The 17,397-nt window shown below is 59.5% G+C and carries 21 protein-coding genes; 12 read left to right on the top strand and 9 right to left on the bottom strand.

Annotated elements, in window-relative coordinates; all coding sequences use genetic code 11:
• The 3 genes from EGI20_RS11785 to EGI20_RS11775 all read left to right on the top strand — a co-directional run.
• Positions 1 to 575, top strand: a 575-nt coding sequence (locus EGI20_RS11785) for a transporter substrate-binding domain-containing protein (RefSeq protein ID WP_498631639.1), incomplete at its 5' end; no start/stop codon positions are given.
• 68 nt (positions 576 to 643) lie between these two features.
• Positions 644 to 1,363 carry an amino acid ABC transporter permease gene (locus tag EGI20_RS11780; protein WP_498631638.1) on the top strand — a complete coding sequence of 240 codons (720 nt, stop codon included), beginning with the start codon at positions 644 to 646 and terminating at the stop codon, positions 1,361 to 1,363.
• Positions 1,364 to 1,368: 5 nt separating this feature from the next.
• Positions 1,369 to 2,097 (top strand): amino acid ABC transporter ATP-binding protein, encoded by a 729-nt coding sequence (locus EGI20_RS11775; protein WP_124735602.1) that lies wholly within the window; start codon positions 1,369 to 1,371, stop codon positions 2,095 to 2,097.
• Positions 2,098 to 2,441: 344 nt separating this feature from the next.
• Here the strand turns inward: EGI20_RS11775 and EGI20_RS11770 are convergent, their stop codons facing one another.
• On the bottom strand, positions 2,442 to 3,044 hold the full coding sequence (locus EGI20_RS11770) for a LysE family translocator (protein WP_498631636.1): 603 nt from the start codon (positions 3,042 to 3,044) through the stop codon (positions 2,442 to 2,444).
• Between the two features lie 159 nt (positions 3,045 to 3,203).
• Here EGI20_RS11770 and EGI20_RS11765 point away from each other — a divergent pair, with 159 nt between their 5' ends.
• Positions 3,204 to 4,694 carry an aminotransferase-like domain-containing protein gene (locus tag EGI20_RS11765; RefSeq protein ID WP_498631634.1) on the top strand — a complete coding sequence of 497 codons (1,491 nt, stop codon included), beginning with the start codon at positions 3,204 to 3,206 and terminating at the stop codon, positions 4,692 to 4,694.
• Here the strand turns inward: EGI20_RS11765 and thpR are convergent.
• Genes thpR through EGI20_RS11750 form a run of 3 tightly spaced genes read right to left on the bottom strand, consistent with a single transcriptional unit; the run spans position 4,632 to position 7,392 of the window.
• Complete coding sequence (thpR, locus tag EGI20_RS11760) at positions 4,632 to 5,192, bottom strand: RNA 2',3'-cyclic phosphodiesterase (protein WP_124735502.1); 561 nt, start codon at positions 5,190 to 5,192, stop codon at positions 4,632 to 4,634. The two genes, EGI20_RS11765 and thpR, sit on opposite strands and share 63 nt — an antisense overlap.
• Positions 5,193 to 5,200: 8 nt before the next feature.
• Positions 5,201 to 6,337 carry a PilT/PilU family type 4a pilus ATPase gene (locus EGI20_RS11755; RefSeq protein ID WP_498631633.1) on the bottom strand — a complete coding sequence of 379 codons (1,137 nt, stop codon included), beginning with the start codon at positions 6,335 to 6,337 and terminating at the stop codon, positions 5,201 to 5,203.
• A gap of 17 nt (positions 6,338 to 6,354) precedes the next feature.
• Positions 6,355 to 7,392: a type IV pilus twitching motility protein PilT gene (locus tag EGI20_RS11750; protein ID WP_498631632.1), complete on the bottom strand. Its 1,038-nt coding sequence runs from the start codon at positions 7,390 to 7,392 to the stop codon at positions 6,355 to 6,357.
• 152 nt (positions 7,393 to 7,544) lie between these two features.
• Here EGI20_RS11750 and EGI20_RS11745 point away from each other — a divergent pair, with 152 nt between their 5' ends.
• From EGI20_RS11745 to aroG, 6 genes are all read left to right on the top strand, one after another.
• Complete coding sequence (locus EGI20_RS11745; RefSeq protein ID WP_498631630.1) at positions 7,545 to 8,240, top strand: YggS family pyridoxal phosphate-dependent enzyme; 696 nt, start codon at positions 7,545 to 7,547, stop codon at positions 8,238 to 8,240.
• A gap of 30 nt (positions 8,241 to 8,270) precedes the next feature.
• A complete protein-coding gene (proC, locus tag EGI20_RS11740) occupies positions 8,271 to 9,077 on the top strand; it encodes a pyrroline-5-carboxylate reductase (protein ID WP_498631629.1) in 807 nt (268 codons plus the stop codon).
• A 1-nt stretch (position 9,078) separates the two neighbouring features.
• Positions 9,079 to 9,660, top strand: coding sequence for a YggT family protein (locus EGI20_RS11735; protein ID WP_498631627.1), 582 nt, complete (start codon positions 9,079 to 9,081; stop codon positions 9,658 to 9,660).
• 58 nt (positions 9,661 to 9,718) lie between these two features.
• Positions 9,719 to 10,024, top strand: a complete 306-nt coding sequence (locus EGI20_RS11730) for a c-type cytochrome (RefSeq protein WP_498631626.1) — start codon at positions 9,719 to 9,721, stop codon at positions 10,022 to 10,024.
• Between the two features lie 185 nt (positions 10,025 to 10,209).
• Complete coding sequence (gene dksA / locus EGI20_RS11725) at positions 10,210 to 10,620, top strand: RNA polymerase-binding protein DksA (protein ID WP_124735495.1); 411 nt, start codon at positions 10,210 to 10,212, stop codon at positions 10,618 to 10,620.
• Between the two features lie 253 nt (positions 10,621 to 10,873).
• Positions 10,874 to 11,950: a 3-deoxy-7-phosphoheptulonate synthase AroG gene (aroG, locus tag EGI20_RS11720; protein WP_498631624.1), complete on the top strand. Its 1,077-nt coding sequence runs from the start codon at positions 10,874 to 10,876 to the stop codon at positions 11,948 to 11,950.
• 73 nt (positions 11,951 to 12,023) lie between these two features.
• On the opposite strand, the gene EGI20_RS11715 is transcribed toward aroG, so the two are convergent.
• The 4 genes from EGI20_RS11715 to EGI20_RS11700 all read right to left on the bottom strand — a co-directional run bounded on the left by EGI20_RS11715 (position 12,024) and on the right by EGI20_RS11700 (position 15,024).
• On the bottom strand, positions 12,024 to 12,812 hold the full coding sequence (locus EGI20_RS11715) for a TIGR00266 family protein (protein WP_498631622.1): 789 nt from the start codon (positions 12,810 to 12,812) through the stop codon (positions 12,024 to 12,026).
• Positions 12,809 to 12,940: a hypothetical protein gene (locus EGI20_RS11710; protein WP_268890986.1), complete on the bottom strand. Its 132-nt coding sequence runs from the start codon at positions 12,938 to 12,940 to the stop codon at positions 12,809 to 12,811. Before EGI20_RS11710 ends, EGI20_RS11715 begins: the two co-directional genes overlap by 4 nt.
• Before the next feature lie 68 nt (positions 12,941 to 13,008).
• Positions 13,009 to 13,389, bottom strand: coding sequence for a DoxX family protein (locus tag EGI20_RS11705; RefSeq protein WP_498631620.1), 381 nt, complete (start codon positions 13,387 to 13,389; stop codon positions 13,009 to 13,011).
• A 60-nt stretch (positions 13,390 to 13,449) separates the two neighbouring features.
• Positions 13,450 to 15,024 carry a 2Fe-2S iron-sulfur cluster-binding protein gene (locus tag EGI20_RS11700; RefSeq protein WP_498631619.1) on the bottom strand — a complete coding sequence of 525 codons (1,575 nt, stop codon included), beginning with the start codon at positions 15,022 to 15,024 and terminating at the stop codon, positions 13,450 to 13,452.
• 144 nt (positions 15,025 to 15,168) lie between these two features.
• On the opposite strand from EGI20_RS11700, the gene EGI20_RS11695 reads away from it, so the two are divergent.
• Both EGI20_RS11695 and EGI20_RS11690 read left to right on the top strand, forming a co-directional pair.
• Positions 15,169 to 15,573 carry a DUF1924 domain-containing protein gene (locus EGI20_RS11695; RefSeq protein WP_124735490.1) on the top strand — a complete coding sequence of 135 codons (405 nt, stop codon included), beginning with the start codon at positions 15,169 to 15,171 and terminating at the stop codon, positions 15,571 to 15,573.
• 10 nt (positions 15,574 to 15,583) lie between these two features.
• Complete coding sequence (locus EGI20_RS11690) at positions 15,584 to 16,105, top strand: diheme cytochrome c (RefSeq protein ID WP_160794751.1); 522 nt, start codon at positions 15,584 to 15,586, stop codon at positions 16,103 to 16,105.
• 71 nt (positions 16,106 to 16,176) lie between these two features.
• On the opposite strand, the gene fba is transcribed toward EGI20_RS11690, so the two are convergent.
• Complete coding sequence (gene fba / locus EGI20_RS11685) at positions 16,177 to 17,241, bottom strand: class II fructose-bisphosphate aldolase (RefSeq protein ID WP_498631617.1); 1,065 nt, start codon at positions 17,239 to 17,241, stop codon at positions 16,177 to 16,179.
• Between the last annotated feature and the right edge of the window lie 156 nt (positions 17,242 to 17,397).

The raw sequence follows: 17,397 nt of genomic DNA, 5'->3' as shown, positions 1-17,397 counted from the left end.
CTACGACCAATAATGTCGAGCGTCAGCGTCAGGTCGATTTCTCGGTCGGCATCTTCGAGATCGGCACCCGCTTGCTGGTGAAAAAAGATTCCGGCATCAAGGACTTTGCCGATCTGAAGGGCAAGAATGTGGTGGTCTCTGCCGGAACGACGGGCGAGCGTTTGATGCGGATCATGAATGCCAACCAGAAGCTCGGCATGAATATCGTGGCGGCCAAGGATAATGGCGAGTCGTTCCTGATGCTGGAGTCTGGTCGGGTTGCGGCTTTCATGACCGACGATGCCATGCTCTACGGCGAGCGTGCCAAGGCGCGCAATCCGGCAGAGTGGGTGGTAGTGGGCAAACCGCAGTCGAGCGAGATTTACGGCTGCATGATGCGCAAGGGTGATGCGCCATTCAAGGCATTGGTGGACAAGGCTATCGTGAATACCTACAAGTCGGGGCAGATCAATGCGATCTACGACAAGTGGTTCATGCGGCCGATTCCGCCGAAGAATCTGAATCTTGGTTTCCCAATGTCGCCGGAGTTTAAGGCATTGATCGCCAAGCCTTCGGATAAGCCGGCGGCAAGCTGATTCCTGTCGTACAAGCAATGCGGTAATACAAGGGGGGCAGCGGCCCCCTTTATTTAATGGAGTCGTTCATGAATTACAACTGGGACTGGAACATCTTCTTCAAGTCCACCGGAATCGGTAACGAGATTTACCTCGACTGGTATATCACGGGTCTGGGCTGGACGCTGGCCTTGGCGCTGGCGGCATGGCTGGTTGCGCTGCTGCTGGGTGGGCTGTTGGGTGTGATGCGCACCTTGCCCAACAAGTGGTTGTCCGGCATCGCCACCTGCTATGTCGAGCTGTTCCGTAATGTACCGCTCTTGGTGCAGCTGTTTATCTGGTATTTCGTCGTACCGGACTATCTGCCAGAGTCGGTACAGATTTGGTTCAAGCAGGACCTGAATCCGGCAGTATCCGCTTATATCTCGGTGGTAATCTGTCTGGGTTTGTTTACCGCCGCACGCGTGTGCGAGCAGGTGCGCACCGGTATTCAGGCGCTGCCCAAGGGACAAAGCAATGCTGCGCAAGCGGTGGGCTTTACCGTGGCGCAGAGCTACCGTTATGTGCTGCTGCCGCAGGCCTTCCGCAAGATGATGCCATTGCTGTTGCAGCAGTCCATCATCCTGTTTCAGGACACTTCGCTGGTCTATGCCGTCGGCCTGATGGATTTCCTCAGCAGTGCCCGTTCGCGTGGTGATATTCTCGGTCTGCCGCACGAGTTCCTGCTGTTTGCCGGTCTGATCTATTTCGTGGTGAGCTTTGCTGCTTCGCGCGGCGTCAAACATTTGCAAAAGAGGTTGGCTGTATGAGTTCGATGATTTCCATCAATAACGTCAACAAGTGGTATGGTGATTTTCAGGTGCTGACCGATTGCAGCACCAGCGTAAGCAAAGGTGAAGTGGTGGTGGTATGCGGCCCGTCCGGTTCGGGCAAATCCACGCTGATCAAGTGCGTGAATGCACTGGAGCCGTTCCAGAAGGGCGACATCATCGTTGACGGCATTTCGGTCGGTGACCCCAAGACCAATTTGCCCAAGCTGCGCAGCCGGGTTGGCATGGTCTTCCAGCACTTTGAATTGTTTCCGCATCTGACCATCGTGGAAAACCTGGCTATTGCCCAGACCAAGGTATTGGGACGCTCGAAAGAGGAAGCCGAAGCCAAGGGAATCAAGTTGCTGGAGCGTGTAGGTTTGAAAGCGCATGCGCACAAGCATCCCGGCCAGTTGTCCGGCGGTCAGCAGCAGCGTGTCGCCATTGCCCGTGCATTGGCGATGGATCCGATTTGCATGCTGTTTGACGAGCCGACCTCGGCACTCGACCCCGAGATGATCAACGAAGTGCTGGACGTGATGACCGAACTGGCAAAAGAAGGCATGACCATGATGTGCGTGACCCACGAGATGGGCTTTGCCCGCCGTGTGGCGGATCGCGTGATCTTTATGGATCGTGGTCATATTGTCGAGGATTGCAGCAAGGATGACTTCTTCGGCACGCCTCGTTCCGAGCGCGCCCAGCAGTTCCTGTCCAAGATCCTGCAACACTAAGGCTGGTCATGTCCTGCTGAAAAACGGCCTGTGCAATGCACAGGCCGTTTTTCTATGGTGCAACTTATCCACAAGCGGGTTCGGTATGTGCCGAGTTTGCGGAGCAAGGTGGCAATTTAAGCGCGGTTCTTTCTATTGCCGATTTTCAGCCATGTTATCCACAGGCAGGCTGGTAGCCGCCGATATGTGCAGTTTGAGCTTGAGCCTCCAGCCTGCATTTTTCTGTAGCTTGTGTAGATTTACCTGGTGGTAAATCATTTTCTCTGGTTGTGTGTAACAAAAATACCGCATAGCGTAAATTTACAAATAATCAATAACGTAAATTTATTACACAAGAGCCAGATTCAAGCCAGCTCATCCCATAGCATCCAGACTGCGGTTGTGGCCATCAGCATGGCCATGCAGAGGTTGAACAGGCGCAGTCGCTGTGGCTGTTGCAGGTGGTGGCGCAAGCGATCTCCACCCAGCGCCCACACCGCGATACAGGGCAGGTTCACCAGTGCGGTCAGCAGGGACAGGGTCAGCGCGGCAGGAATGGCGCCTTCTTGCTGCGGCATAAACAGGATGGCTGCATTGATGACCATGACCCAGGCTTTGGGATTAATCCACTGAAAGAGCGCGGCCTCGATAAAGCCCAGCGGTTGGCTGGCGGTGTTGCTGCTGCCCGGTGCCGCGCTATGCGCCAGCTTCCAGGAAAGATACAGCAGATAAGTGCAGCCAAGCATGGCCAGCAGGCCTCTGATATTACCTAGCCAGACCAGAATATGGCCCAGCAAGACCGCGGTAACAAAAAGCTGGAATGCACAGCCCAGGCTGATTCCCAGCATATGGGGCAAGGTGCGGCGAAAGCCGAAGTTCACGCCCGAGCTGGCCAGCATGATGTTGTTCGGGCCCGGTGTAATCGACATCACCGACATGTAGCTGGTGAGCGCAAGGATTTCTAGCATGACTGTCTTTCCGAAGCATGAGTGACAGATCAATGCTAATGCCCTTGTTTGCTTGGTAACAGCTGCAGGAATTGACGATTGTTGTGGTGACAGTTACGGTATATTGAGAACTGTCACCTGACATTTTCCATGTCGCTGCCACCTTGCCGGATGATCACCATGCACCAGAATGTCCCCTTGTACCGATTGCTCGCCGATGATCTGGAGGCTGCGATAGTCCGCGGCGCCTTGCCTAGTGGCGCACGCCTGTCCTCGGTTCGGCAGTGTGCCGCGCAGCGTGCACTCAGTTTCAACACGGTGACGGCGGCTTACCGCCTGCTGGAGGACAGGGGGCTGATCGAAGCGCGGCCGCAGTCCGGCTATTACGTCAAAAGCAGCTTGCCCGCGCCAGAGTCTCCATTGCGGGATGAGCCGGGCGACGTACTCATTCAGGCTGCGGAAACCCGGGATCTGGTTGCGGTCGTCTTGCAAAGCCAGCAGCGGGCCGACTATGCCGACCTTGCACTTGCCTGCCCGCGCGGTGCGATATTTTATCCGGGGGATAAACTGGCCCGGCTGGCCGCAGGCATTCTGCGCAAGCAACCTTCCCTGATTGCAAGCTATGCCCTGCCGCCCGGATCGGCACGACTACGCAGCCAAATTGCCCGCCGGGGCATGTTGCTTGGCATGCGCTTGCGCCCCGAGGACATCATTCTGACCCATGGCGCGATGGAAGCCTTGCAGCTGGCATTGCGTGCAGTGACGCGTCCGGGAGATACGGTCGGCGTCGAGTCGCCGACTTATTTCAATCTGTATCCACTATTGGCAAGCTTGGGGCTGAAGGCGCTGGAAATCCCGACCGACCCGCAGCATGGCTTGTCGCTGGATGTGCTGGAGTTGTTGCTGGCGGAAAAGCGGCTGTCTGCCGTGGTGGCCATGCCGACGGTACACAACCCTCTGGGGTGCACGATGTCTTTGGCTGGCAAGGCGCGGCTGGCGCAACTGGCGAACCGCTACCAGACACCGCTGATCGAAGATGCACTCTATGCCGAGTTGCAGTTTGGCGCGACGCTGTCGCCGACCGTCAAATCATTCGATCACGCCGGTTGGGTCATTGTGTGTGCCAGTTATACCAAGACACTGGCACCGGATTTTCGCATTGGCTGGATGGAGGCGGGTCGTTTTAGTGAGCAGGTGCGCCAGCTGAAATTTACCTCCAGTATTGCCGAGCCGGCTTTGCTGGCGGAAACCGTGGGCCAGTTTCTCGAGGGCGGAGGCTATGACCATCATTTACGCGTATTGCGCCGCTTGTATAGCCGGCAGATTGACACTGTTCGCGGCCTGATTGCGCGCTGGTTTCCTGCCGGTACGCGCGCCACCCGACCGGCCGGTGGCTTTTTGCTCTGGCTGGAGTTTCCGGATAGCGTGGATACGCTGGTGCTGTTTCATGCCGCCCTGGCCGAGCGCATCACCATCATGCCCGGCATGCTGTATTCGACGGGGGCGCGTTACCGCCATTGCCTGCGCCTGTCATGCTGCCACGAGCTGGACGAGCGCTTTATGGCGGCCTTGCGCCGCCTTGGCGAACTGGCTAGCCGCCAGTGCAGTTCAGCTTCCGTCCTGGATGGGGCCCAAATGCCAGCGCCGCAGCTCCTGATAGAGCGGGCCTGAGCGGGTCAGGCGGGATACCACCAGCGACAGATGGTCGATTTTGAGCAGGGCAAAGCTGTCCGGTGTAGCCGGCGCGTCTTCTGCGGGCGTTGCTTTGCGTAGCAAGGTGATATGCGGACGGAAGCGGCGTTCCTCATAGGGCAGGCCCTGCGCCTTGAGTGCCGCGTTTAGTGCACTTGCCAGCTGGCTGATGCGTGTCGGCGTGCGTGTGGGGGCGGCGCAACCGATACCGCTGGGCCAGACCGCCAGTTTGTCGAGCTTGAGCCGGCAGGGTTCGGCCTGGGCTGCAATCTGCCGGCCTATGGCTTCGACGATCGTCAGCTGGCTATGGGCCACTTCCCCGACAAAAGCCAGCGTCAGGTGATGCTGGCGTGGCGGAGTCTGTCGGCCGCCATATTGATGGTGCAGATGTTCGACTTGCTCATCCAGCCAGCGGGCACAAGGCTCGTCCGGCCAGACGGCAAAAAACAGGCGGTAAGTAGCAGAATCGGTAGGCATGCTGCCGATTATACGATATCGAGGTGATCCAGCCCCGATAGCGGGTCGTGATTCTTGGCGCCTTCGCTGTATAGCTTGATTTTCAGGCGCAGGTCGTTGACCGAGTCGGCATTTTTCAGCGCCTCTTCGTAGCTGATTTTTCCTGCCTCGAACAGGTCGAACAGCGACTGGTCAAAGGTCTGCATGCCCTGTTCCCGCCCGCGGCTCATCGCCTCCTTGATACTGCTGACATCGCCCTTGAAGATCATGTCGGCTATCAGCGGGCTGTTGAGCAGTATCTCGACTGCCGCCACCCTGCCCTTGCCTGATTTATGCGGTATCAGGCGCTGCGATACGATGGCCTTCATATTCAGCGACAGGTCCATCAACACCTGCTGGTGACGTTCTTCCGGGAAGAAGTTGAGGATGCGGTCCAGTGCCTGGTTGGCATTGTTGGCGTGCAAGGTCGCGAGGCACAGGTGGCCGGTTTCGGCGAATTGCAGGCCATAGCCCATCGTCTCGCGGTCGCGGATCTCGCCCATCAGGATCACGTCCGGCGCCTGGCGCAGGGTGTTTTTCAGTGCAACTTCCCAGCTTTCCGTATCGACGCCGACTTCACGCTGGGTCACGATGGACTTCTTGTGCGGATGCACATATTCGACCGGATCTTCGATGGTGATGATGTGGTCGGCATTGTTGGTATTACGCCAGTCGACCAGTGCCGCCAGCGAGGTCGACTTGCCCGAACCGGTGCCGCCAACAAAAATAATTAGCCCGCGCTTGATCATGGAGATATCACGCAGCACGAGTGGCAGGTCCAGCTGGTCAAAGGTCGGAATTTCGGTATTGATTTTCCTGAGCACCATGCTGGTCTGACCCTGCTGGATAAAGGCGCTGACACGAAAACGGCCTATGCCCGGCGGGCTGATGGCAAAGTTGGCTTCCTGTGTGGCTTCGAATTCTTCGGTCTGCCTGTCGTTCATTACCGAGCGCACCAGCTCGCGCGTGTGTTGCGCGGACAGCGGCTGTGGTGCGACCGGTGTAATTTTGCCGTCGACCTTGAGTGCCGGCGGAAAGTCGGCGGTAATAAAGATATCGGATGCATTGCGGGCGATGGCATGCGACAGCAGCTCGTGGATAAACTTGGATGCCTGATCTTTTTGCATAGTGGGCGCTTTCTGGTTCAGAACAGATCTTTTTGCGAGGCTTTGGTACGGGCTTCCGCGGACGTGACCAGATTGCGCCGCACCAAATCCTGCAGGCACTGGTCCAGTGTCTGCATGCCGTATTGCTGGCCGGTCTGTATCATCGAATTGATCTGTGCGATCTTGTTTTCGCGTATCAGGTTGCGGATGGCGGGTGTGCCGAGCATGATTTCGTGCGCGGCGACGCGTCCGCCTCCGTCCTTGGTCTTGAGCAGGCTTTGCGAGATGACTGCACGGATGGATTCGGACAGCATGGAGCGCACCATGTCTTTTTCCGTACCGGGGAAGACGTCAACGATACGGTCTATGGTTTTGGCGGCGCTGCTGGTGTGCAGGGTGCCGAAAACCAAATGGCCGGTCTCGGCGGCGGTCAGCGCCAGGCGTATGGTATCCAGATCGCGCAATTCGCCAACCAGAATCACATCCGGGTCCTCACGCAGCGCAGACTTGAGCGCATTGGCAAAGCTGTGGGTCTGTGCGCCCAGTTCACGCTGGTTGATCAGGCTCTTTTTGCTTTCATGTACGAATTCGATCGGGTCTTCCACCGTCAGGATGTGCGAATAGTGGTTTTCGTTGACATAGTCGACCATGGCGGCCAGCGTCGTCGATTTACCCGAGCCGGTCGGGCCAGTCACCAGCACGATACCGCGTGGAAACTCGGAGATTTCCTTGAAAATCTTGGGGGCGTTCAAATCATCCAGCGACAGGATTTTGGAGGGAATGACGCGGAATACCGCCGCCATGCCGCGGTTTTGCTGGAAAGCATTGACACGGAAGCGTGCTACGCCGGGCATTTCAAAGGAAAAGTCGCACTCGAAATGCTCTTCGAATGCCTTGCGCTGATGGTCGTTCATGATGTCGTATACCATGTCATGAACGTCGTGTTGTTCCATCGCCGGCAGGTTGATGCGGCGAATATCGCCATGCACCCGTATCATGGGCGACAGGCCGGCAGACAGGTGCAGGTCGGACGCCTTGTTCTTGACGGTGAATGCGAGCAGCTCGGAAATTTGCATTTATAATCCCCAATAATTTTTTAGTCGGGCTGTACTTGCTGCCCGCATGGCTGGCTATCCGCAGATTGTAAGGGCTGAGTCCCTGCTTGGATATTGCGGCATGCATACCATGGGGCATGGGTGCGGTTTTACGTGAACAAACGGGACACTCCATGAGCCAGACCATTGCCACGGCCTTGTCTGCCGTGCATCAACGCATTGCCTTGGCCGCTGGCGAGGCCGGGCGGCCGCCAGAGAGCATTACGCTACTGGCCGTCAGCAAGACTTTTCCGGCATCTGCCTTGCGCGAAGCCTATGCCGCCGGCCAGCGTGCCTTTGGTGAAAACTATGTGCAGGAGCTGTCGGCCAAGGCTGCCGAGCTGGCCGGGTTGGCCATAGACTGGCATTTCATCGGGCCTTTGCAGTCGAACAAGACGCGGGCGGTGGCCGAAAGCGCGCACTGGGTGCATTCGGTCGAGCGTCTGAAAATAGCCGAACGCCTGTCTGCCCAGCGTCCGGCACAGCTGCCGGCACTCAACGTCCTGCTGCAAGTGAATGTTTCGGGCGAAGCAAGCAAAAGCGGCTGCACGCCGGAGGAGCTGCCGGAATTGGCGCAGGCGGTCGCGGCGCTGCCCGGTTTGCGTTTGCGCGGGCTGATGTGCATTCCCGAGCCGACGGCAGATGAAGCCTTGTTGCGCAGCCGCTTTGCCTTGTTGCGCACGCTGCTTGTGGCATTGAATACACAGGGGCTGGCGCTGGACACCTTGTCCATGGGCATGTCGTCCGATCTTGAGGCTGCAATTAAAGAAGGCAGTACGCTGGTTCGGGTCGGATCGGCCATTTTCGGCGGACGCCAGTATCAACATTGACGCCGGTATTCCGGCACAAGGGAGAGCAGTATGAAGATCACCTTTATTGGTGGCGGCAATATGGCCACCGCCATTATTGCCGGCCTGGTCAAGCAGCCGGGCCACGCCATCCGCGTGGTGGAGCCGGATAGTGCCAAGCGCCAGATCCTGGGCGAGCAGTATGGCGTGGAGGCTCTGGCCGGCCTGCCGGACAGTTTCTCCAGCGACGATGTCGTGCTGCTGGCGGTCAAGCCGCAAAGCCTGAAAGAGGTGTGCCTTGCATTGGCGCCGCGCCTGGGTGGGGCGCTGCTTATTTCCATCGCGGCCGGTGTCGGGATAGAGGCCTTGTCGCGCTGGTTGTCGGGCAGTAGCCGCATTGTGCGAGTGATGCCTAATACACCGGCCATGGTCGGCAAGGGCGTGTCCGGCTTGTATGCCGGCGATGTGCTTGGCGAAGATGATAGAGCGGCCGCCGGGGCGATCATGAGTGCGGTGGGCCGTGTGGTCTGGCTGCAGGACGAGGCGGGCATCGACGATATCACCTGCATTTCCGGCAGTGGCCCGGCCTATGTGTTCTATTTCATCGAAAGCATGATAGAGGCGGCGATGGAAACCGGCTTTGACGAGGCCGAAGCGCGCAGCCTGGTCTTGGCTACCTTTGATGGGGCGGTCGAACTGGCTCGCCAGAGCACTGTGCCGGTGGCTACCCTGCGCCAGAATGTGATGTCCAAAGGCGGCACCACCGAGCGCGCCATTGCGCGTTTCGAGGCCGATGGAGTCAAGACGGCAATCAAGGCCGGCGCAGTGGATTGCCGCGTGCGTTCGGTCGAATTGGGCCATGAGCTGAGCAAGGACTGAGATGCTGATCAATACCCTGCAATTCCTGATCCGTACCGTTGCCGATCTGTTTGTGCTGGTCTTGCTGCTGCGCTTTTACTTGCAGGTGGTGCGCATGCCGTTTACCCACCCGCTGGCGCAATTTGTGATGGCGGCGACCAATTTTGCCGTGCTGCCGCTGCGCCGCTTGCTGCCCAGCGTGCGCGGTTATGATACGGCAACCATGTTCATTGCCTGGCTGGTCGGCCTGGTCTCGATTAGTACCGTACTCCTGTTGGGCCCGATGCCGTTCAATTTTGCCGCGCCGCAAACCTGGCTGGGCCTGGCTTTGCTGTCTGTGTTGACGCTTTTTACCCAATCTGTATATTTGTTGATGGGTGCGGTGCTGGTACAGGCCATTATGAGCTGGGTAAATCCGTATAATCCGCTGGCGCCGATGCTGTCTGCGCTGACCCGACCATTTTTGGCACCCTTTTCGCGGGCGCGTATCGGCGGGGCGGATCTGTCGCCCCTGTTGCTGCTCTTGGTGCTGCAGGTGATCCTGATGTTGCCGGTTCGCTTTCTGGAGCAGACTTTCCTCCAGCAATTGCAACTGGCGTTCTAATGCGGCAAGGCATGCCCGGCTCTGTATCGGGTATGCCGGATAATGATAAGGATGATGTATGCGCAAGTCTCTATTGCTGGCTGTATTGTTGAGCGTGATGGCGATGCCGGCCATGGCCAACTTGCAACTGGCGCAAAAAAACAACTGTACGGCCTGCCACGCGGTCGACAGGAAGCTGGTCGGCCCGTCTTATAAAGACGTTGCTGCCCGTTATGCGGGCGACAAAGGTGCTGAAGCCAAGATGGCCGGCAAGATCAAGGCCGGTGGTTCTGGCGTGTGGGGACCGGTGCCGATGCCGCCTAACCCGCAGATTTCCGACGCAGATGTTAAGGCATTGGCCAAATGGGTCTTAAGCCAGAAGTAAGTACTACAGACAAACTTTCTCGGGGCAGAGGCAGAACAGCTTGTCCCCGCCCTGAGACAGAACTATAAATGCGTGCAGATTCCGACCCCTTATTGGCAGGCTAGGCCAGTAAATGTTGCCTTTTGGCCATGCCGTCGGTAATCTTCCACGCCTGTCTGCCCACTCTCTAGCTGGAAGAACCCATTATGGCCAAACTGACCGAACAGGAAATCCTCAACTGGGATGGCGAAGATTACATGAACGCCGACCAGCTCGAGTTTTTCAAAGAGCTGCTGCTGCAAATGCAGCAGGAACTGGTGAACAACGCCAATGCCACGGCCAATCACCTGCAAGAGCAGGAATCGACGCCGGATCCAGCCGACCGTGCCACGCTGGAAGAAGAGTATGCGCTCGAGTTGCGTACCCGTGACCGTGAACGCAAGCTGTTGCAGAAGATCCAGGCATCCTTGCGCCAGATCGAAGACGGCTCCTATGGCTATTGCGAAGATACCGGTGAAATCATCGGTCTGCGCCGCCTGATGGCACGCCCGACGGCAACCTTGTCGGTCGAGGCGCAAGAGCGTCGTGAACGCATGAAGCGCCAGTACGCAGACTAAAACCAGAAAGCATACTTGCGGTATGAGGCCGGGACACTTGATGATGTGTCTTGGCCTTTTTGCTTTTTTGCGGGGGTTATTCTGTATACAGGCCAAAAATAAACACTAACGTGGGCATATTTTTGAATTTTTAAATGCTTTTGCGCATTTAAATTGCCAATCAATAAAATGACATTTGCGACAAGGGCTTGGCGTGTCGCCGTGGTACGGGTATTGTTCTTGCAACAGATCAAGAACAAAAGGAAGCGCCACCATGCAACGACAAACCGACGACGTCAGAATCCGCCAGATCAAGGAACTGCTGCCCCCGATCGCGCATCTGTATGAATTGCCGCTGACCGAGCCGGCCTCCGAAGTGATCTACCACACCCGGCGCGAAATCAGCGCCCTGCTGCGCGGTGAAGACGACCGCCTGCTGGTGGTGATCGGCCCCTGCTCCATTCACGACACCCAGGCGGCCAAAGAGTACGCCAGCCGCTTGCTGGCGCTGCGCGAGGCGTATAGCCGCGACTTGGTGGTGGTCATGCGTGTCTACTTTGAAAAGCCGCGCACTACGGTGGGCTGGAAAGGGCTGATCAACGACCCGCGCATGGACGAGTCCTTCGATATCAATGCCGGCCTGCGCATTGCCCGCCGTTTGCTGCTTGAGCTGAACCAGATGGGAATGCCGGCGGCGACTGAATTCCTCGACATGATTACCCCGCAGTATTTCGCCGATCTGATCAGCTGGGGCGCAATCGGTGCTCGCACCACCGAAAGCCAGGTACACCGCGAGCTGGCGTCCGGCCTGTCGTGCCCGGTCGGCTTCAAGAACGGCACCGATGGCAATCTCCGCATCGCTATCGACGCCATCCGTGCGGCCAGCGCGCCGCACCACTTCCTGTCGGTGACCAAGGCCGGCCACTCCGCCATTGTCGAAACCGGCGGCAATCCGGATTGCCATGTGATTCTGCGTGGCGGCAAGGAGCCCAACTATTCGGCCGAGCATGTGAATGCCGCCGCCGCCGAGCTGGCTGGCGTGGGTCTGGCACAGAAGCTGATGGTGGATTTCAGCCACGCCAACAGCCGCAAGGACTATCGCCGCCAGATGGAAGTGGCGCAGGATGTGGCCGGGCAGATGGCTGCCGGCAACAGTCATATTTACGGCGTGATGGTCGAAAGCCATCTGGAGGCTGGCCGTCAGGATCTGAAGCCCGGTTGCGAGCTGAAATACGGCCAGAGCATTACCGATGCCTGCATAGGCTGGAGTGACACCGAAAACCTGCTGAAGATGCTGGCCGAAGCGGTGCAGGCGCGGCGTAGCAAGCTGGGCGTGCCCGCCGGCAAGTAATCTGGCGTCCCGGCTTTAAAAACCATCGCCCGCTGATGCGGGCGATGTGCTTTCCGGCCGTTCAAGGCAGGGACTAGTCCTTGCCCAGTATGCCGCCAAAGCCGCCCAGCAGGCCGCCCTGTTCGCTGCTGCCGCCGGCCTTGGGGGCTGAGGCGATAATGCGGTCGGCCATGCGCGATAGCGGCAGGCTTTGCAGCCACACCGTGCCCGGGCCGGTCATGCGGGCAAAGAACAGTCCTTCGCCGCCGAACAATGCGCTCTTTACCTTGCCGACGTATTCGATATCGAAGCTGATCGTGGGCTGGTAGGCCACCACGCAGCCGGTGTCGACGCGCAGCGTCTCGCCCGGTGCCAGCCGGCGCTGGGTCAGCGTGCCGCCAGCGTGCAGGAAGGCATAACCGTCGCCTTCCAGTTTCTGCATGATAAAACCCTCGCCGCCGAACAGGCCGGCGCCGAGGCGTTTTTGCAGCGCGATGCCGAGGCTGACACCCTTGGCTGCGCATAAAAAGCTGTCTTTTTGTGCAATCAGCGTGCCGCCCAGTTCCAGCAAATGGATGGGGATGATCTTGCCCGGATAGCTGGCGGAGAATGCCACCTTACGCTTGCTGCTGCCTTCATTGACAAATACCGTGGTAAAGACTGATTCGCCGGTCAGCAGGCGTTTGCCCGCGCCCATCAGCTTGCCCATCAGGCCGGACTGGCCGGTCGAGCCATCACCGAACACGGTGTCCATCGCGATGCCGTCTTCCATGTAGTACATCGCGCCGGCTTCGCCCACGGCGGCCTCGCCCGGGTCCAGTTCGACCTCGACATACTGCATGCTCTCGCCGAAGATCTCGAAATCAATGACATCCATGCTCATTGCTCATCCTCCTTGCGTTTGCCGTGGCCGGCGAACATCACCCACAAATGAAAAGCCATGCCGGCCAGCGGCACCAGCGCCAGCAAAATCACGAAAAACCACTCGAATGGTGTCAACAGCTCGGTCATGTGTATGCCTGTACAGTCGCGGGAAGACATGATGCTACCTGCCGTCGTGCCTATTTGTCATGCCTGTTTTAATAGCGGTGCTGGCGGGCATCCAGCGCCGGTGCCAGTGCGCCGGCTTGTGCCAGCACCAGCAGGCCACCTGCGGTGGACAGATCACCGATAAACAAAATCCATTGCGTCTCGTTGCTGAAATCATGGTGAAAAATCAGTGCGGCCATTATGGAAAACAGCGCCAGCAGCGGAGCAAACCAGCGCACTTTCCAGCCCAGAAGGATGGCGGTGCCGCCGCCGACTTCCAGCAGGATGACCAGCGGCAATAGCGAGGTCGGCACATGAAAGGCCTGCATATAGGCGGCAGTGCCGTCGTAGTTGATGATCTTGCTGAGGCCGGCAAGGATGAAAAACTGGGCCAGCAGGATGCGGCCGGCCAGATTGAGCAGTGTGTTCACGGCAGGGTCTCCCGTATCGGAATGCGGATTGCCCTACCGGTTTAGCAGCATTGCCCCGGCTCAGAGGCGGATCTTCAGCGTGCGGCTGTCAGGTTCGGCCTGGCAGGCCAGCGTCCAGCCCTCGGCCAGCTCGGCATCGGACAGCACCAGATTGTCGCGCAGCTTCACCCTGCCTTCGGTCACCTTGCACTTGCAGGCGCCGCAAGCGCCAGCGCGGCAGCCGCTTGCCGGCTTGAGTCCGGTGCGTTCCATGCTGTCCAGCAGCAGCTCGCCCGGTTTGGTCTCCAGCCGGTGCGCGTGTCCACCCATTTCCACATGCAGCGTGGTGCTGGCCACCTTGCCATCGGCGCTACCGGTTGCCGGCTGGCCGAAACGCTCGACATGGATGCGCGCCGCATCCATGCCCAGCCCGTGCAGCGCCGCCTCGGCTGTCTGCATAAAGGGGGCGGGGCCGCAGATAAAGGCCTCGGCCTGCTGCCAGCCGCTAGCCAGGCCCGCCAGCGCGGCGCTCTCCAGACGGCCGTCGCGCGCATCCAAGTGATGGTGGACAAACAGGCGCTCCGGGTAGGCCAGCTGCAGGCGTTCAAGCTCGGATGCGAAGATGACCGAATCCGCGTCGCGGTTGGCGTAGATCAGCCGGATGCGGGCATTGCTGCCGGCCAGAGCCTCGCCCAAGATGGAGAACACCGGCGTAATGCCGCTGCCGGCGGCGATCAGCAGCAGGTCGCCACCCGCGTGTTCCACCACAAAGCGGCCGGCCGGCGGCATCACCTCCAGCATGTCGCCGGTTTTCAGTTCGCTATTGAGCCAGCCCGAGACCTGGCCCCCTGCGACGTGCTTGACGGTGATGCGCGGCTGCGCGGCATCCGGCGTGCTGGAGAAGGAATAGCAGCGCCACTGCTTGCCCTGCGGCAGGGGGACTGCCAGTGTCAGGAACTGGCCGGCACGGTAGGCGAAGCGTGGGCGCAGGGCCTCGGGCACTTCGAAGCGGATGCTGACGGCGTCGGCGGTTTCGCGCCGGATGTCGGTCACGCGCAGCTGCAGGGTATGGCTGTCCGGATTGCCGGGCGCGGGGCCGGTTGGCGTTTGCGTGCGCGGGCCGGTGGGCGGTGTCGGCTTGCCGCCCAGCATGGTCCAGGCCTGACGGCGGCGGTAGAGCAGCAGCCAGCCCAGGTGCAGGCCGACCAGCGCCAGGGTGGCGTTGGCCAGCCATTCATGCACCTCGTCGGCATCCTTGAGCAGACCGCCGCTGCCGCCTGCGTCATCGTAGTCGCCGTCATCGTCGGCCTGTGCCGCCGGAATCACGGTGGAGAGCCCTTCGGACAGCGCCGCGCGGTTGTCTATCATGGTCACGCCGATGACCAGAGTGGAGACAAAGCCCAGCACCAGGCCCAGCGTCAGCACCTTGCCGGCCAGTGCGCTGCCCGGTTTTTTCCACAGGCTGGCGGATGGCAGTAGCGCGGGAAAGCCGCGGCTGCGGGCAATGGCCAGCAGCAGACGGATGGCCAGCAGCACGATCAGGCCGTAGCCCAGCCAGACATGGGCCAGTTCGGCATCGTCACCGGTGAGATAGGCTGCGCCAAAGACGATGGCCAATAGCCAGTGGTAGAGGCGGAAGCGCGAGAAGGGGTTCATGGCGGAATCCTGCGGTCGTTTCAATGCCATCAATCTATCCAGTACGGCTTAACGCACCATTAAGTACATGACTGTTTACCCCCTTAATGGGTGCTTAAGCTTGGCTGCGTATTCTGAAGGCATTGAACGCAAGGGAGAAAGTCGATGAAATATCCGCTGATCGTGCTGGCCTGCCTGCTGGCAGGCGTGGTGCAAGCCGAAACCCCCGCCGGTCTGCTCAAGAGTTACGAGCAGCAGGTACGCCAGGAAAACCCGAAGTTTGCCGGCTTTTCTGCCGAGCGTGGCAAGGCGCTGTATTACAGCCAGTCGCAGGCTAGCGGCAAGGCCATGAGCTGCACCACCTGCCATACGGCCAACCCGAAACAGGCTGGCAAGACGCCGGCTTTCCGCAAGGTTGATGCGCTGGCACCGTCGGCGCAGGCCGACCGCTTCACCGATATGAAGAAGGTGGAAAAGTGGTTCCGCCGCAACTGTGACGATGTGTTCAAGCGCGAGTGCACGACGCAGGAAAAGGGCGATTTCGTCAGCTGGATCATCACGGTCAAATAAGGGGATGGAGATGAAAGCCAGAGCCCTCGGTCTTGCCCTGCTCCTGCTGACGCTGGGGGCCGGTTTCGCCGTAGCGGATGACGACGGTGAGCACCATGGCGAGAAAAAATACAAGCGTCCCAAGCAGCTGTCAGTGCCCCTGTCTGCGCCCAAGGTCTGGCGCGCTGAATGCGGCAGCTGCCATATCGCCTATCCGCCGGGGCTGTTGCCGCCGGCAGCATGGAAGCAGCAGATGGACACGCTGAAAAATCACTACGGCAGCAATGCGACGCTGGACAAGGCGGACGAGCAGGCCATCCGCGACTTTCTCGCCGCCACCTCTAGCGTCAACCGCCTGGCGCTGGAGCCATCCGCCAAGGCGGGCGAGCCGCCACGCATCTCGACCACTGCATGGTTTATCCGCAAGCACGATGAAGTGAGGGCTGACGTGTGGCGGCGAAAATCAGTGGGCAGCGCAGCCAACTGTGTCGCCTGCCATGCCGGCGCGGAGAAGGGTGACTTCGACGAAGACAGGGTGAAAATCCCGAACTAGGTCGTGGCGCCGCCATGAAAAACGCCGCGTCCCCGAAGGGCGCGGCGTTGTTGTGTGTGGACGCGGCCAGCTTACTTGACGATCTGTACCAACTGACCCTTGGCATAGCGTTCGGCCATGGTGTCGAGGTTGAGCGCCTTGATCTTGCTGGCCTGGCCACAGGCACCAAACGCTTCATAGCGGGCGATACAGATATCGCGCATGGCGTTGGTCGATGCGATCAGGAACTTGCGCGGGTCGAATTCCTTCGGGTTCTGCGCGAGGAAGCGGCGCACCGCGCCGGTCGAGGCCAGGCGCAGGTCGGTGTCGATATTCACCTTGCGCACGCCGTACTTGATGCCTTCGACGATTTCTTCTACCGGTACGCCGTAGGTTTCCGGCATCTCGCCGCCGAATTCATTGATGATCTGCAGCCATTCTTGCGGCACGCTGGAAGAGCCGTGCATCACCAGATGGGTGTTGGGGATGCGGGCGTGGATTTCCTTGATGCGGTCGATGCGCAGCACGTCGCCGGTTGGCTTCTTGGTGAACTTGTACGCGCCGTGGCTGGTGCCGATGGCGATCGCCAGCGCATCGACGCCGGTGTCCTTGACGAACTGGGCGGCTTCTTCCGGGTCGGTCAACAGCTGGCTGTGGTCGAGCACGCCTTCGGCGCCCACACCGTCTTCTTCGCCGGCCATGCCGGTTTCCAGGCTACCCAGGCAGCCGATCTCGCCTTCCACCGACACGCCGCAGGCGTGGGCGAAGTTGACCACGGTGCGGGTCACATCGGCGTTGTAGGCGTAGTCGGCCGGAGTCTTGCCATCGCTCTTGAGCGAGCCGTCCATCATCACCGAGGAGAAGCCGAGCTGGATCGAGCGCTGGCATACGTCCGGGCTGGTGCCGTGATCCTGGTGCATCACCACCGGGATATGCGGGAATTCTTCGATGGCCGCCAGAATCATATGGCGCAGGAACGGGGCGCCGGCGTATTTGCGGGCACCGGCCGAAGCCTGCACGATCACCGGTGCGTCGCACTTGTCGGCCGCTTCCATGATCGCGCGCATCTGCTCGAGGTTATTGACGTTGAACGCCGGCAGGCCATAGGAAAATTCTGCCGCATGGTCCAGCAGCTGTCGCATCGAAACGAGTGCCATCTCTATCTCCGTGTGTTGCGGCAGCGGCCTGATGGCCGCTACCAATCCGATTCTTCAATTTTGGCCGCCCGTGGGCCGCCCGTTCTGCATCAGTGCCGCGAGACCGCGGTCAGCGCCACGCCGGCCAGGCCAAAAGCGCCGCCGGCTGCGCGGTTC

The organism is Aquitalea sp. S1-19, from assembly GCF_024343515.1.
Note: the sequence above shows the minus strand (reverse complement) of the source record. Positions and strands in the feature narration are given on the sequence as shown.

Bases quoted from the DNA above. Each gene is read 5' to 3' on its own strand.
- EGI20_RS11780 (WP_498631638.1), top strand. From the start codon at position 644: ATGAATTACAACTGGGACTGGAACATCTTCTTCAAGTCCACCGGAATC.
- EGI20_RS11775 (WP_124735602.1), top strand. From the start codon at position 1,369: ATGATTTCCATCAATAACGTCAACAAGTGGTATGGTGATTTTCAGGTG.
- EGI20_RS11770 (WP_498631636.1), bottom strand. From the start codon at position 3,044: ATGCTAGAAATCCTTGCGCTCACCAGCTACATGTCGGTGATGTCGATT.
- EGI20_RS11765 (WP_498631634.1), top strand. From the start codon at position 3,204: ATGCACCAGAATGTCCCCTTGTACCGATTGCTCGCCGATGATCTGGAG.
- thpR (WP_124735502.1), bottom strand. From the start codon at position 5,192: ATGCCTACCGATTCTGCTACTTACCGCCTGTTTTTTGCCGTCTGGCCG.
- EGI20_RS11755 (WP_498631633.1), bottom strand. From the start codon at position 6,337: ATGCAAAAAGATCAGGCATCCAAGTTTATCCACGAGCTGCTGTCGCAT.
- EGI20_RS11750 (WP_498631632.1), bottom strand. From the start codon at position 7,392: ATGCAAATTTCCGAGCTGCTCGCATTCACCGTCAAGAACAAGGCGTCC.
- EGI20_RS11745 (WP_498631630.1), top strand. From the start codon at position 7,545: ATGAGCCAGACCATTGCCACGGCCTTGTCTGCCGTGCATCAACGCATT.
- proC (WP_498631629.1), top strand. From the start codon at position 8,271: ATGAAGATCACCTTTATTGGTGGCGGCAATATGGCCACCGCCATTATT.
- EGI20_RS11735 (WP_498631627.1), top strand. From the start codon at position 9,079: ATGCTGATCAATACCCTGCAATTCCTGATCCGTACCGTTGCCGATCTG.
- EGI20_RS11730 (WP_498631626.1), top strand. From the start codon at position 9,719: ATGCGCAAGTCTCTATTGCTGGCTGTATTGTTGAGCGTGATGGCGATG.
- dksA (WP_124735495.1), top strand. From the start codon at position 10,210: ATGGCCAAACTGACCGAACAGGAAATCCTCAACTGGGATGGCGAAGAT.
- aroG (WP_498631624.1), top strand. From the start codon at position 10,874: ATGCAACGACAAACCGACGACGTCAGAATCCGCCAGATCAAGGAACTG.
- EGI20_RS11715 (WP_498631622.1), bottom strand. From the start codon at position 12,812: ATGAGCATGGATGTCATTGATTTCGAGATCTTCGGCGAGAGCATGCAG.
- EGI20_RS11710 (WP_268890986.1), bottom strand. From the start codon at position 12,940: ATGACCGAGCTGTTGACACCATTCGAGTGGTTTTTCGTGATTTTGCTG.
- EGI20_RS11700 (WP_498631619.1), bottom strand. From the start codon at position 15,024: ATGAACCCCTTCTCGCGCTTCCGCCTCTACCACTGGCTATTGGCCATC.
- EGI20_RS11695 (WP_124735490.1), top strand. From the start codon at position 15,169: ATGAAATATCCGCTGATCGTGCTGGCCTGCCTGCTGGCAGGCGTGGTG.
- EGI20_RS11690 (WP_160794751.1), top strand. From the start codon at position 15,584: ATGAAAGCCAGAGCCCTCGGTCTTGCCCTGCTCCTGCTGACGCTGGGG.
- fba (WP_498631617.1), bottom strand. From the start codon at position 17,241: ATGGCACTCGTTTCGATGCGACAGCTGCTGGACCATGCGGCAGAATTT.